Below are 12,789 nucleotides of genomic sequence, written 5' to 3' on the forward strand. Positions count from 1 at the left end.
CAGTTCAGGGACAGAAAAACGGTAATGACAGTGTTGTACTAGTAATGACTGATCGCCTTTCACGAGTTAATATCACGAGTAAAATTGCTGGTAAAACTGCGCATGCAGTAAATCAGTTCTTTACCAATTTTGCAAGACAACACATTATAGATTATTTCGGCAAAGACAAGATGATCCAAAAATTAACAAATGATGATTATCAACAATTTATAAACTCGTTGAACGATTTGAGCCATTCTTCGGTGCGTCTTATTAATCAGTGTTGCACACAAGCTTTAGAGTATAGTGTACAGCAAGGATATATAAATCGAAATCCAGCGGCAATGGTTCACGCTGGAGGACAGAAAGCTCGTAATGTAGAATATCTTAATTTAAAGCAAATTAAAGCTGTTTTGAAGTATTGCCGGAACTACCATGCAAGAAAACGAGAGCACAAACCTGTTATGGTCGGAACCGCTTGCTTGATTGAGGCCGCCATCTTGTCAGGCGCCAGGTTAGGAGAATTGGCTGGATTGACTTGGGACAATGTAGATGATAAGAACAATGTGCTACATATTACCCGTCAGATTGATACACGCAGTCGTAAAGATCCAACGCCAAAATTTCGCTCAACAAAGAACGACAACTCAGTCCGTGATGTTCCTGTACCAAAATATTTAATCGACGATATGAAAAAACTTCGTTGTGATGGTGATGTTCTTGTGTTTTACACACAACGAAATAAGCCGGTCAGCACATCAAGCGCTAGTCGTTATACCCATCGTATGCTTAAAAAGTTAGGTATTAACAACAAGAATTTCCACTTTCACTCGTTCAGGCATAGTCACGTTGCCTTGTTATTGTCGAAGGGCGTTGATATATACGCGATTTCAAGACGTCTAGGACATAATAACATTAGGACAACTCTACAGATTTATTCTTATCTGCTAACAGAAAAGCAAGATGAAGAAAACAAGAAGATTATCAATGTGTTAAACAATCTATAGTTGTGTCTCTGTGTCTCATTTGTGTCTCAGATTTCTGCTTTTCTCTGCTTTTATCTGCATCACCTAATATTTATTCACAAAGTGTATACTGATTTTAATTCTACAAATGTTAGCTAAATGCTGTTATATCAACGTTTTCTATTATCACAAAATGATTATAATTCACAAATTTATTATGCAGTATACAGTGCAATATTAGCAGTAATCAGGCTGCCGCTGCGCCGCTTGGCCTCAACCACTAACAGCGTCTGGGAGAGACCCGCAATGATCCGGTTCCTCTCTGGAAAATGGAAGGCCAGCGGGGGCTCGCCCAGGCCGTATTCGGTCAGCACCAGGCCTTCTTTAACCACCCGGGACTGGAGTACGCGATTTTCGGCCGGGTAGCACCGGTCGAGCCCGCAGCCGATCACCCCGACCGTCATGCCGCCACATTCGAGCGTCACCTGATGGCTGAGCCCGTCGATCCCCCTGGCCAGGCCACTCACCACAACTAAGCGGTACTTGACGATTTCAGGCAAGAAGCCACGGAGCACACTGGCTCCATAGGACGAGGCATCGCGGGCCCCCACGACGCCCAGCATCGGGAACTGCAATAGCTTGAGATTGCCCGCATAGAAGAGCACCAGCGGCGGGCAATAGGTTTCCTTGAGCTGGCTCGGGTAGGCATCATCAACCAGGGTAATGAAAGGCTGGGTTTGATTGGCGGCCACCGCCTGATTGAGCTCCGGGCTGGCCCAATTGTTCTCCAGGGCCGTCCGAGCGCGGATGCTGAGTGATACTTCGTTGACCAAGTGGTCCATTGGGGTAAAAGACTGGTGCTGTTCTGCAGCCTGCCAGAGATGGTATTTGCTGACCCGTCCCAGACCGCGGCACAGACTCAGTCGTAATAAAAATTCGCGTTTTGATAACATAAAAAAGCCTCCTACTTATTAAGTACGGGACTTTTGGCAAATGATACTTTATTAATTTAAATATTTTTTAACCGGGCTGAAGGAATGGCGGTGAATCGGCGTTACCCCGTACTTGGCGAGGCCGGCCAGGTGCTCCTTGGTTCCGTAGCCCATGTTTTCTGCAAAACCGTAACCAGGGTAGACCCGGTCGTAATCGCGCATCAGGTGGTCCCGGTATTCCTTGGCGACGATGCTAGCCGCCGCGACGCTGATGCTCTTCTGGTCCCCCTTAATCAGGGTCGTCTGCGGGAGCGGGATTTTGAGCGGTACCGCGTCGACAATCAGGTACTGGGGCCGGTGATGGAGGTTGTTGACCGCCCGAATCATTGCGTCCTGGGTCGCCGCGTAGATGTTCAACCGGTCGATCGCCTCCCGATCGTTGACCGCGATGCTGACCTCAACGGCCTCGTTGACGATCTGCAGGTAGAGCTGTTCCCGCTCGCGCTGGGTCAGCTGCTTGGAGTCGGTCACCCCGACCAGGTCAAAGGACGGCTTGAGAATGACGGCACAGGTAACCACCGGGCCGGCCAAGGGTCCTCTCCCGACCTCGTCCATCCCGGCAACGTAGGTACAGCCCTGTTGCCAGAGGGCCTGCTCATACCTGAAGCGCTGGTGGAAGGCCGCTAGTGCCGCGGCTTGCCGTTCCAACCTGCGCCGAAACTGGGTCAGGGCCTGCTGAACCCCCTTGCGCGGATCGTCACGCAGGGCAGCAACGTAGGAGTCGGCCGGATCGGTGATGGCCGCCAGGCGGTCCTTGATTTGGCGAATCGTCTCACTCATTGATCCCATCCTCATTCAGGTCGGCCGGAACCTCCATCGTGATCGGCCCAAGTTTGCCTTTCCGCAGGTCAAAGATCAGCCGTTCACTGGCCCGGTCATAATCATCGCGCATCCCCAGCTTCTGGGTGATCGTGAGCAGGAGGTCGGGATCAGTGACCGCCTCGTCCAGGTCGGCGTCCGTCAGCCGGTAGCGCTTCTTCAGCATCTCCGGCTGGTGGGCCCGCAAGTACTTGAGGGCAAAGAGGGCCACGTCATCCTTGGGGTAGAGGCTATCCTTGATCGCCCCGCTTAAAGCCAGCATTTGACCCTGCTTTTGGCTGGCAAACTTGTGCCAGAGGACCCCGGGCGTGTCGAGCAGTTCCAATTCTGCCGAGGAACGAAGCCACTGCTGGCCGGTCGTTACCCCCGGCCGGTTGCCGGTGGCGGCGACGTTTTTCTTCACCAGGTGGTTCAAGAGGGTCGACTTACCAACGTTCGGCACCCCCACACACATCGCCCGGATCGGCCGCTTCTTCATTCCCTTGGCCGCCTCCTCAGCCAACTTGTCATGCAGAATTTCCTTACTCTTGGCGGTCACCAGCTTGGCCACGTTCTGCCGCCGGGAGTCCAGTGCCAGGACCGGTTGTCCCTTTTGCGCAAAATAATCTAACCACTCCTTGAGCCGGTCAGCATCGGCCAGGTCGGTCTTGGTCATGATCAAGAGGCATGGCTTGTCGCCAGCAGCAAGGGCCACCTCCGGATTTTGCGATGAGTAGGGCACCCGGGCGTCGACCAGTTCAAAGACAATATCGACCAATGGCATCTGCTCACGGATCTGCCGCAGAGCCTTGGCCATGTGTCCGGGGAACCATTGAATTACTGCCAATTTCCTCACTCCTTTAATTCATTGCATCCAGGTAACGCTGCCAGGCCGTGTCGAAGATGGTCATCGACGGCAGGTAGTCAGCGTTCTCCTCCAGGTACTTAGAAAGTTCGTCAAAGTCTGTTGACTGCTTGGGAAAGGCGCTGTCCAAAAAGGCGTTGTTGGCAAATTGCTGCACCTCGTCGGCTCCGTTTGGATTGCGCTGGGTCATTAAGTAACGATAAAAGCTTTCGCGCATCTTGATTCCCCCTAGTTATTATTGGTTGGCACCGTGATCAGGAACTTGAAGCGCCCGGCCTCCATATTAATCTCCTGGGCCGAGTATTTCAGTGAATGGTGCTTGCTGTAACGGTTCAGGTCAAGCAGAATTGTCTTGTGCTTGGCGTCGATGGAAACCCAGTTGGGGATGTTGTAGTTCTTGGCGATGTAGCCCATCACAAACTTGATCGGAATGTTGAGCCGGCCGACTGCCAATCCCTTCGCCCGCAGGAGGACGTTGCCCGCGGCCGTCCGCTCCGGAACAAAGTTGATGGCAAACCGAATCTTGACCCCCATGAACTTGGTATCGCCCACCAGGGTCGCGTATTGCTTGCCGACCAGGAAGTGATACTTGATCTTTTGGCCTTTCAAAAACTGGTTCAGATAGTTGGCGGAAAGGGCGTTGACCTGCTTACGGTTTAATTCGATCGTCACGGAAGTGTCCTTGGCAGCCACCTGCTGGGTCATCTCGGGGCGCGGACTGGGGGCCGCGGCCTTGGAGATGACGACCCCGCTGCCGATTAGGATTGCGGCCAGGAGGACGAAGAAGGCCCATTTCCAGTAGTTGATCGTCTTTTTCTGTTCTTTCATTACTTGCTTACCTCTTTGTGTATTCCCAAGAATTATGTTCCTTCATCGCCGTAAACAGCTTTTTGGCGATCTGTTCGTAGCCGCGGTGGTTGGGGTGGAAATTATCGTCGGTTGAAATGTAGTCGTTGATGTTGTGATCCTTTTCATTCATCACGTCGGCAACCTTGCCCTGACTGACCTTACCGCCATTGGCCTTCTTTTCCGCCGCCACCAGGTGCTGGCGGGAAGCGGCCGTCTTGTACTGACCGTACGACATCAAGTGGTTGATGTCAACAAAGTACATCTGCTGATAATCCCCCATCACGCTGGTGGTCGTCTGGTTCCACTTGGCAACGGCATCGCTGATCGTCGTGACGTCCGGGAAGTAGGTGTAGAAGGGATTGTAGATGCTCATCACGAAGATCGGCGCGTCCGGATTCTGCTTGCGGACGGCACTAAAAAGCGCGTGCAGCTTCTTCCGGTAGCTGCTCTCGGCGCTGTCGACATCGGTTGAGATCTTCTTCGGTGACTCCAGAGCGTCGGCCTCCAGGTGCTGCATCAGATCGTTGCCGCCGACGGTCATCGTGATTACGTCGGCATCGGCCAAGTCTGAGCGAATCTGCTTTTGCGAATTGAGTCGGTCCAGAATCTGGTCGGAGCGGTCCCCACTGACCCCGTAGTTAACCGTTGTCACCGTCGTCTGTTGGTAATGGTGCTCAATCTTTTTCTTGATGACGCCGACGTAACCACCATTGTTGGTTTCATCCCCCTGGCCGTGCGTGAGGGAATCACCCAGCGCCACCAGCTTGACGTGCTTTTTCTCCATGTATTGCAGCGTTTGAACCTGGTCCTCTTTGGCACGCGGCGTTGCCCGATTGAAATAGAACCAGCCACCGCCAAGGGCCAGAACCACAATTAGGATCACCAACAGCCACCATTTCTTCTTCATCCCTCTTTGAGCCCCCTAACATAAAATGCGGCCGTGTTATTCGCTGACCGCATTTCGTTTTGGATTATTTTATTCTGTGTAGTACAACAGGCAGCAAGCGCCCAAACCAGTATGGGTGGCAATGATCGGCACGGTTTCACGCACAATGATCTTAGCATCCGGATAAATCTTGGCCAGGCCCTCCTTGAGCCGGTTGACCTCCTTGTCCGCCTGAACGTGAGAGATCCCGATTGCCTTGACTTTCGGCCCCTTGGCCATTTCGTCCAGGATCTGGTCCCATTCCTTGTGGATCGCCTTGGTACCCCGGCCCTTCATGATGACGTGAATCTCACCGTCGTAAACCTGGAGCATCACCTTGATGTTCAAAAGACTGGACAGCGCCCCGGCAAACTTGCTGATCCGACCGCCGGCAACCAGGTTTTTCAGGTTGTCAATGGCGAGGTAAAGCTTGCTCTTGGCCAGGACATCCTTCATCTTAGCGACGGCGTCTTCCACCGTCCCACCATTCTCCAATACCTGGGCCGCCTCGACGATTTGGAAGGCCATCCCCTGGTCGGTTGTCTGTGAGTCGTAGACTGTTACCTTGGTCTTGGACAGTTCTGCCGCCTGCTCGGCCGCATGAACCGTCCCGGAAATGGAGGCCATCATGGTCACGCACAGGACCTCGCTGCCGTCTTCACCGAGCTTGTCGAAGGCATCGACAAACTTGCCGATCGGCGGCTGCGACGTCTTCGGCAGGCTCTTGGCGTTCTTCATCATCTCCGGGAACTGATCGTTAGTGATCGTCTCCCGTTCCGTATAGACCGTCCCGTCAATCATCACGGTCAGGGGAATAATTGTAATGTTATATTTTTGAATGTCTTCCTCGGTCAAACCGGCGGAAGAATCACAAACAATTTTTACTTTTGCCATGGAAAAATCCACTCTCCCTGCATGTCAGTTTATGTTATAATTAATCTAGTTTTCAAAACTAGATGCAAAGTTCATAAAACTATTATACACGTTTTTCTTAGAATCGGTTGATTAAATTTATTGCTAATCAACCATTAGTATAGCAAAAATCACCACAGAATTCACCGCTGATCGCACAGAAAGGGGTAATCAGATTGGCAACACGTCCATCATATCGTCCGCAGAATCGGCAAGAAATCCTCATTGAGATTGGGAATGCCATCACCCACGGGGTCGGCTTCGGTCTCGCCGTCGCCGGCCTGGTCTTTTTAATCATCCGGGCCGCTCGCACCGGCAGTCCGATGCGGATCGTCACCTTCACGCTCTATGGCAGCATCCTCACTCTTTTTTATCTCTCGTCGACGCTCTTTCACGCCCTTTATTTCACCCGGGCCCGGCACCTTTTTCGGATCTTTGATCATTCAATGATCTACCTGCTGATCGCCGGGACCTACACCCCCTATTGCCTGGTCAGCATCCGGGGCTGGGCGGGCTGGACCCTCTTTGGAATCATCTGGGGACTGGCCGTCCTCGGGGTGATCTACAAGAGCATCTGGCTCAAACACAAGAGCAAGTGGTCGACTTTGATCTACGTCCTGATGGGCTGGCTGTGCCTCTTTGCCTTCGTACCGCTCTGGGAAGCCCTCGGTCCGGTTGGCTTCGGGCTCCTGCTCGCCGGCGGGATTACCTTCACCCTGGGCGCTCTGCTCTACAGCCGGCCGACGCGTTACACCCACCTGATCTGGCACGTTTTCGTCCTGGTGGGAACCGGCTTCATGTACTTCTCAATCCTGTTTTTCGTCTAAGACCCATTCTTCAAACCAGCAGACCGGTTGGTCATTTTCGACCACCGGGCGCCGACTCAAACGCTGCCACCGGGAGTAATCGACCGGTGGCATTTTTACGTCCCCGTGATAGTGGCCGTTGATAATCGTCCGGTGCAGGGTGTTCACCAGCGGCAGGGTGGCCGCAAAGACGCCGGCCCCGCCAATGATGCAGACCTCCGTCGCCGCCTGCTGATCAATTAACGCCCGCAGCTGGGTGAGGTCATGGACCACGGTCAGGTCTGAAACATTCAAATCGTTGTGAGTCAGGACAATGTTGGGCCGGTGGGGCAGCGGCCGGCCGATCGACTCAAAGGTTGCCCGTCCCATCACAATCGGGTGGCCCATCGTGACCGTCTTGAAATGGCGCATGTCAGCTGACAGGTGCCAGGGCAGGGCATTATTCTTGCCGATCCAGCCGTCCAAGTCCTCCGCCCAGACAAAACTTACTTTCGTCATCGGCGCCACCTCAGACGGCAACTGGGGCCTTGATGGCCGGTTCGTGGGTGTAGCCCTCCAGCTTGATATCATCCATCTCGTACTGGTCAATTGGTTTCGGCTCGGCCGGCAGGATCAGCTGCGGTGCCGCATGGGGTGTCCGGGACAGCTGAGTCTTGACCTGGTCGAGGTGGTTGAGGTAGATGTGGGCATCCCCCAAGGTATGAACAAAGTCCCCAACCTGCAGGCCACACTGGTGGGCAATCATGTGGGTCAACAGGGCGTAGCTAGCGATGTTGAACGGCACGCCCAGAAAAATGTCCGCGCTGCGCTGGTAGAGCTGGCAGGAGAGCTTACCGTCGTTGACGTAGAATTGGAACATTGTGTGGCACGGTGGCAGGGCCATCGACGGTACGTCCTCGGGATTCCAGGCCGAAACGATCATCCGCCGTGAATCCGGCGTCGTCTTGATCTGGTGAATGACGTTGGCGATTTGGTCAATCGTCCCCCCCTGGCTGGTCTTCCAGTGCCGCCACTGGCTGCCGTACACCAGGCCGAGGTCGCCGTATTTCTTGGCGAATTCTTCATCATCCAAAACCCGTTGACAGAAGGCCTTCTTCTCGGCCAGGTACTGCTTCTTAAATTCCGGATCCTTGAGCCAGCGATGGCCAAAGTCGGTCATGTCCGGTCCTTGATATTCAGGGCTTTCGACCCACTTCTTGAAGGCCCATTCGTCCCAAATGTGGTTGTGGTGCTGGAGGAGGAAGCGGATATTGGTGTCACCGCGCAGAAACCAGAGCAGTTCGCTCTTAATCAGGCCAAAGGGCACCTTCTTGGTCGTCAGGAGCGGGAAGCCCTTGCTAAGGTCAAAGCGCATCTGGTAGCCAAAGACCGACCGTGTTCCCGTCCCCGTCCGGTCGCTCTTTTCGTGCCCGTGTTCCAGGACGTAGCGCGCCAGATCGAGGTATTGCTGTTCGTTTGCATTTTCTGCCATTACCAAAAACTCCTTTAATTTGTTTTCCGTTGATATCTTATCGCACAATGAGCCAAGAAAAAAGCATCGTCACTTGCTCTTGGGGTTAGTGATGGTGCTTTAATTGCTGCTTTAATGCGTTTTAGTCGTCGACAAAATTACTTAAGTACTCCCAGCGGGCGGTCTTCTCGTCCACCTGCTTTTTGACGGCGTCGAGCTGCTTTTGGAGGTCGGCTAGCTTGGTGTAGTCACTGGCCGCGGCCGCCATCTGTTGCTCAATCTCCTTTTGCTGGGTGTCGAGCTGGTCGAGATCCTCATCAATGTGATCCCATTCCAGCTTTTCGGCGTAAGTCAGTTTGGTCTTCTTCTTCGGTTTGTCCGCCTGGTTGGCCGGTTCCTTCTTAGCGGTCTTTTTAGTATTGGCCTTGGCTGTCTGACTGGCTGCCTGGGCCTGCTGAGCCTCCTCTTTGAGATAGTCGGTAAAGAAGCCGGTGTAGCGTTGGATGTCGCCCTTGCCGTGGAAGATCAGCAGGTTGTCGGCCACCTTGTCTAAGAAGTAGCGGTCGTGGGAAACCGTGATCACCGTGCCGGCAAAGTGGTCCAGGTAATCCTCGAGGACGGTCAGCGTACCGATGTCGAGGTCGTTGGTCGGTTCGTCTAGCAGCAGGACGTTTGGCTGCTGCATCAGGATCTTGAGCAGATAGAGTCGCCGCTTCTCACCCCCGGAGAGCTTGCGAATCAGGGTGCCGTGCATGAACCGCGGGAAGAGAAAACGCTCCAAAAGCTGGGTGACGCTGATCTTATTGCCGTCCTTGTCGGTGACGTTGTCAGCAATCTCGGTCAGAAACTCAACCATCCGCTTGTTGTCGTCGACCCCCTCGGTCTGCTGGGTGTAATAGCCAAGCTTGACGGTCTCGCCGATCTTTAACACCCCGCTGTTCAGGGGCACTCGCTGGGCAATCACGTTCAGCAGGCTGGTCTTGCCGGCCCCGTTTTCCCCGGTGATCCCGATCCGGTCCCCGGCCGTCACCAGCCAGTTGAAGTCGTGCAGAATTTGGTGGTCGCCGAGGGTGAGGTTGGCGTCCTTAAATTCGATGACGTCCTTGCCCAGGCGCTGGGAGCCAAGGTTGATCGAAACGTCCTCGTCCGTCTTCAGCTTGCCGACCTTGCCTTCCAGCTCGTGGAAACGGTTGATCCGCCCCTTCTGCTTGGTGCTGCGGGCCTTGGCACCCGTCCGCATCCAAGCCAGCTCTTTTTTGTAGAGCTGCTGGTTCTTTTTCTCGGTTTCCTGGGCTAGTTCGACTCGTTCCGCCTTCTTGGCCACGAAATCTTGGTAGTTCCCCTCATAGTGGTAAAGATGACCAAAGGAGAGCTCCCAAATGTGGTTGGTAACCTGGTCGAGAAAGTAACGGTCGTGGGTCACCAGAAGAACGGCGCCCTTGTATGACTTCAGGAAGTCCTGGAGCCAGACAACCGAGTCCAGGTCGAGGTGGTTGGTTGGTTCGTCTAGGAGCAAGAGATCGGGTTGCTCAATCAGTACCTGGGCCAGGCCGACCCGTTTTTGCTGGCCCCCGGAGAGGTTGGCAATTTGCTGGCTGGTGTCCTTGATCTTCAACTGGGTCAGGATCGTCTTCACCTGGCTATCGGCCTCCCAGGCGTCTTCCTGGTCCATCTTCGCCTGCATCTTAGTGTAGCGGTCGACGGCCTGCGGATCTTCCGGGTGGGCACTGAATTTTGCCAGAGCATCCTCGTAGGCGCGGATGGTCTTAAAGACCGGCTGCTGACCCTCAAAGATGGCTTCCATGATCGTCTTATTCTGATCTAGGTCCGGCTGCTGCTTGAGATAGCCGATCGTATAGTCGTTAGGCTTGGTGATCGTCCCCGCCTCTGGACTGGTCAGGTCGGCAATCACGTTTAGCAGACTGGTCTTCCCGCTCCCGTTGACCCCGATCAGGCCGATCCGGTCGTTTTCGTTAATAATAAAATTGACATTTTCAAAGAGGGTCTTCTCCCCGTAGGTACTGGTGAGGCCCTCCGCACGCATTGTTTGCATTAACTATTCCTCTTTCTCACTGTACTTCTCTGCCAGTTGCAATAGGGCCGCGCGGTCATTGGTGGCCTGCCCCATCACGACGGCTTGAGTAATCTGCTGCAGAATTTCTCCCAGGCGCGGTCCCGGCTTGATGCCGGACTGAATTAACGTTCGCCCGTCGACGGCCAGTTCTTGATGATCCTTGATCGGCAACTGTTCATAGGCTGCTTTCAGCTCCGCACCCGGGATGGCCCAGCCATAGAGTTTAGCAACCTGGTTGGCATCGTGGACGCTGGCCCAGCCGGCCCGGTAAAGGACCAGGGGTGTCAGCTGGTGGTCACGCATTGCTACCACTACCGGCAGAATCTTCTTAACCTGGCGAATCAGGTCGTTGGAGTTCTTCCACTGCTTAAGAAAGGCCGCGATCGCCTTCCCGGATAGGCCGAGCTGCAGGCAGAGCAGACTCCAGGCCTGGGAAGGATTCTCCAGGCCCCAGCCCCGGAGTTTCAAGAGGCCAGCCAAGTCCTCCTCGGTGTTTTCAAGTCCCGGGCAGTACTTGTAGAGCCCCGTCGCCAGGAAGTCCGTCAGCCCGGCAACCGGGTTCTGTCCCAGGAGCAGCTTTTCAAATTCGACCTGGATCCGTTCCACCGCGATCTTGCTGAGCAGGGATGCGTTTTGCTCGATCCCGGCAAGCGTCGGTTGGTCAATCCGAAAGTCAAGTTTGGCGGCGAACCGGACCGCCCGCATCATCCGCAGGGCATCCTCGTGGAAACGTTCGTTGGGGTCCCCCACCGCCCGGATCAGGTGGTTATCAAGATCCTGCAGGCCGTGGAAGAGGTCGATTACCTGGCCGTTTTCACGCAGGGCCAAGGCGTTAATCGTAAAGTCGCGGCGCTTCAGGTCCTCGGCCAGGGAACGAACAAAGGTCACCGAATCGGGCCGGCGGTAGTCCTGGTAGCCAGATTCGGTCCGAAAAGTGGTCGTCTCGTAGCCGTTTCCGTGGTCCAGAATCATCACGGTACCGTGCTCGATTCCGGTGTCGACGGTCCGCTTAAAGATCGCCTTGATCTCGCTTGGGTAGGCGCTGGTGGCAATGTCGATGTCGTGAATCGGATCGCCGAGAATCGTGTCCCGCACGCAGCCCCCGACAAAATAGGCTTCAAAGCCCGCCTCTTCAATCCGCTGCAGCACCGGTCGGGCCGGCGTGAAGATTGCGGGTAAGTGTTTTAGTATCATTTGATCATGTCCTTTTAATTATCTCCTAATCGATTATAGCAAATCTATAGCAAATCGTCTTTGGCTCGGCAAATCTTCTTTTGTGATATAGTTATAGTAAATAAATGCTTGAAAGGTGTGAGCTAAATGGACTATCCCTACCAAAAACAATTCCAGCACTTCCTGCGCGATTCGCAGCACCTGGCCCCGCTGACGATCAGCACCTATGACACCAGTCTGACCAATTTTTTTGCCTATCTGCGGGCCAATCGTCCGGCCTTCGCGCGGGACCCACGACTAGCCAACCTGACTGAAAGCGACGTGCGAGACTATTTCAATACGTTGCGCACCCAGCAAAAGATCACCCTCAGCACCTATAACAAGATCCTCTCCCACCTCAACCGCTACTTTCGCTACCTCTTTACCCACCAGCTGATTACGACTTACCCGACGCTGACCCTGCATGGTCGGGCGGTCGATCCCAACCAACGGGTCAATACCAAGTGGTTGGGCAAGCTCGACGACATCCTCGCCGACGATCAACTGACCTACTACACCCGGATGGTGCTGTTGGTCAGCAAGCACGGCTTTACCGTCGGCGAGTTCCTACGACCGGGATTTGCCCGGGTCTTTAATCAGGTCGAATTGACCAGTCCGGCCGAGCGCTCCTTTTACCAGCGCTACCAGGAGTTCATCCACCCGCTCCAGGCCCGACAGAATTCCACTGACCTCTTCTTGAAGCAGCGCTATCAGCCGGATAATCCCCGCCTGACCAATGCTGGGCTTCACAAGTACCTTAAACAGGACGAGGCCTACCTGGGCTTTCACCTGGCGCCCAAGTACCTTCACCAGAGCTATATTCTCACCCAGCTGGCCGCCCACCAGGACTGGAGCGACCGCCAGTTGATGGAGGCCTTGAAGCTCGATCCATCCTCACTGCTCTACTACCAGCGCCTACTTCTTCAGCTCAAGTAAAAAGGCTTTGATTGGTCAAATAGCCA

Annotated in this window: 14 protein-coding genes; 3 read left to right on the forward strand and 11 right to left on the reverse strand. The window is 54.2% G+C overall.

The features are described from left to right. Positions 1-986: tyrosine-type recombinase/integrase (locus OCT58_RS05255; protein ID WP_267201836.1), on the forward strand; the 986-nt coding region annotated here is incomplete at its 5' end. Between the two features lie 173 nt (positions 987-1,159). Here the strand turns inward: OCT58_RS05255 and OCT58_RS05260 are convergent. The 7 genes from OCT58_RS05260 to OCT58_RS05290 all read right to left on the reverse strand — a co-directional run bounded on the left by OCT58_RS05260 (position 1,160) and on the right by OCT58_RS05290 (position 6,267). Then, positions 1,160-1,897, reverse strand: coding sequence for a DNA-processing protein DprA (locus tag OCT58_RS05260; protein ID WP_267201837.1), 738 nt, complete (start codon positions 1,895-1,897; stop codon positions 1,160-1,162). Between the two features lie 51 nt (positions 1,898-1,948). Then, positions 1,949-2,716, reverse strand: coding sequence for a ribonuclease HII (gene rnhB, locus OCT58_RS05265; protein ID WP_438361115.1), 768 nt, complete (start codon positions 2,714-2,716; stop codon positions 1,949-1,951). Further along, positions 2,709-3,581, reverse strand: a complete 873-nt coding sequence (gene ylqF, locus OCT58_RS05270) for a ribosome biogenesis GTPase YlqF (protein WP_267201839.1) — start codon at positions 3,579-3,581, stop codon at positions 2,709-2,711. The genes rnhB and ylqF overlap by 8 nt, the downstream gene beginning before the upstream one ends. A gap of 13 nt (positions 3,582-3,594) precedes the next feature. Beyond that, entirely contained in the window at positions 3,595-3,816 is a 222-nt protein-coding gene (locus OCT58_RS05275) for a YozE family protein (protein WP_267201840.1), read from the reverse strand. Positions 3,817-3,827: 11 nt separating this feature from the next. After that, positions 3,828-4,427: a YpmS family protein gene (locus OCT58_RS05280; RefSeq protein ID WP_267201841.1), complete on the reverse strand. Its 600-nt coding sequence runs from the start codon at positions 4,425-4,427 to the stop codon at positions 3,828-3,830. A gap of 7 nt (positions 4,428-4,434) precedes the next feature. Further along, the gene (locus OCT58_RS05285; protein ID WP_267201842.1) at positions 4,435-5,355 is read right to left on the reverse strand and encodes an SGNH/GDSL hydrolase family protein; all 921 of its coding nucleotides are present in this window, start codon (positions 5,353-5,355) and stop codon (positions 4,435-4,437) included. 69 nt (positions 5,356-5,424) lie between these two features. Then, positions 5,425-6,267: a DegV family protein gene (locus OCT58_RS05290; RefSeq protein ID WP_267201843.1), complete on the reverse strand. Its 843-nt coding sequence runs from the start codon at positions 6,265-6,267 to the stop codon at positions 5,425-5,427. A gap of 194 nt (positions 6,268-6,461) precedes the next feature. Between OCT58_RS05290 and trhA the strand changes: the two genes are divergently transcribed. Further along, complete coding sequence (gene trhA, locus OCT58_RS05295) at positions 6,462-7,112, forward strand: PAQR family membrane homeostasis protein TrhA (RefSeq protein ID WP_267201844.1); 651 nt, start codon at positions 6,462-6,464, stop codon at positions 7,110-7,112. Here the strand turns inward: trhA and OCT58_RS05300 are convergent. The 4 genes from OCT58_RS05300 to OCT58_RS05315 form a co-directional block, all read right to left on the reverse strand. Further along, on the reverse strand, positions 7,092-7,589 hold the full coding sequence (locus OCT58_RS05300; protein WP_267201845.1) for a dihydrofolate reductase: 498 nt from the start codon (positions 7,587-7,589) through the stop codon (positions 7,092-7,094). The two genes, trhA and OCT58_RS05300, sit on opposite strands and share 21 nt — an antisense overlap. A 10-nt stretch (positions 7,590-7,599) precedes the next feature. Continuing rightward, on the reverse strand, positions 7,600-8,562 hold the full coding sequence (locus OCT58_RS05305; RefSeq protein WP_267201846.1) for a thymidylate synthase: 963 nt from the start codon (positions 8,560-8,562) through the stop codon (positions 7,600-7,602). A gap of 121 nt (positions 8,563-8,683) precedes the next feature. Further along, a complete protein-coding gene (locus OCT58_RS05310; RefSeq protein WP_267201847.1) occupies positions 8,684-10,594 on the reverse strand; it encodes an ABC-F family ATP-binding cassette domain-containing protein in 1,911 nt (636 codons plus the stop codon). Between the two features lie 3 nt (positions 10,595-10,597). Beyond that, positions 10,598-11,809, reverse strand: coding sequence for a CCA tRNA nucleotidyltransferase (locus OCT58_RS05315; protein WP_267201848.1), 1,212 nt, complete (start codon positions 11,807-11,809; stop codon positions 10,598-10,600). Between the two features lie 126 nt (positions 11,810-11,935). Between OCT58_RS05315 and OCT58_RS05320 the strand changes: the two genes are divergently transcribed. Continuing rightward, positions 11,936-12,763 (forward strand): site-specific integrase, encoded by an 828-nt coding sequence (locus tag OCT58_RS05320; protein WP_267201849.1) that lies wholly within the window; start codon positions 11,936-11,938, stop codon positions 12,761-12,763. Positions 12,764-12,789: the final 26 nt, after the last annotated feature.

Origin of the sequence: Limosilactobacillus kribbianus (assembly GCF_026413145.1) — a bacterium.
Taxonomy (GTDB): domain Bacteria; phylum Bacillota; class Bacilli; order Lactobacillales; family Lactobacillaceae; genus Limosilactobacillus; species Limosilactobacillus kribbianus.

What these genes read in the sequence shown, in the direction of transcription:
- OCT58_RS05260 (WP_267201837.1), bottom strand. Translation starts at nt 1,897, where the DNA reads ATGTTATCAAAACGCGAATTTTTATTACGACTGAGTCTGTGCCGCGGT.
- rnhB (WP_438361115.1), bottom strand. Translation starts at nt 2,716, where the DNA reads ATGAGTGAGACGATTCGCCAAATCAAGGACCGCCTGGCGGCCATCACC.
- OCT58_RS05275 (WP_267201840.1), bottom strand. Translation starts at nt 3,816, where the DNA reads ATGCGCGAAAGCTTTTATCGTTACTTAATGACCCAGCGCAATCCAAAC.
- OCT58_RS05280 (WP_267201841.1), bottom strand. Translation starts at nt 4,427, where the DNA reads ATGAAAGAACAGAAAAAGACGATCAACTACTGGAAATGGGCCTTCTTC.
- OCT58_RS05285 (WP_267201842.1), bottom strand. Translation starts at nt 5,355, where the DNA reads ATGAAGAAGAAATGGTGGCTGTTGGTGATCCTAATTGTGGTTCTGGCC.
- OCT58_RS05290 (WP_267201843.1), bottom strand. Translation starts at nt 6,267, where the DNA reads ATGGCAAAAGTAAAAATTGTTTGTGATTCTTCCGCCGGTTTGACCGAG.
- OCT58_RS05300 (WP_267201845.1), bottom strand. Translation starts at nt 7,589, where the DNA reads ATGACGAAAGTAAGTTTTGTCTGGGCGGAGGACTTGGACGGCTGGATC.
- OCT58_RS05305 (WP_267201846.1), bottom strand. Translation starts at nt 8,562, where the DNA reads ATGGCAGAAAATGCAAACGAACAGCAATACCTCGATCTGGCGCGCTAC.
- OCT58_RS05310 (WP_267201847.1), bottom strand. Translation starts at nt 10,594, where the DNA reads ATGCAAACAATGCGTGCGGAGGGCCTCACCAGTACCTACGGGGAGAAG.
- OCT58_RS05315 (WP_267201848.1), bottom strand. Translation starts at nt 11,809, where the DNA reads ATGATACTAAAACACTTACCCGCAATCTTCACGCCGGCCCGACCGGTG.
- OCT58_RS05320 (WP_267201849.1), top strand. Translation starts at nt 11,936, where the DNA reads ATGGACTATCCCTACCAAAAACAATTCCAGCACTTCCTGCGCGATTCG.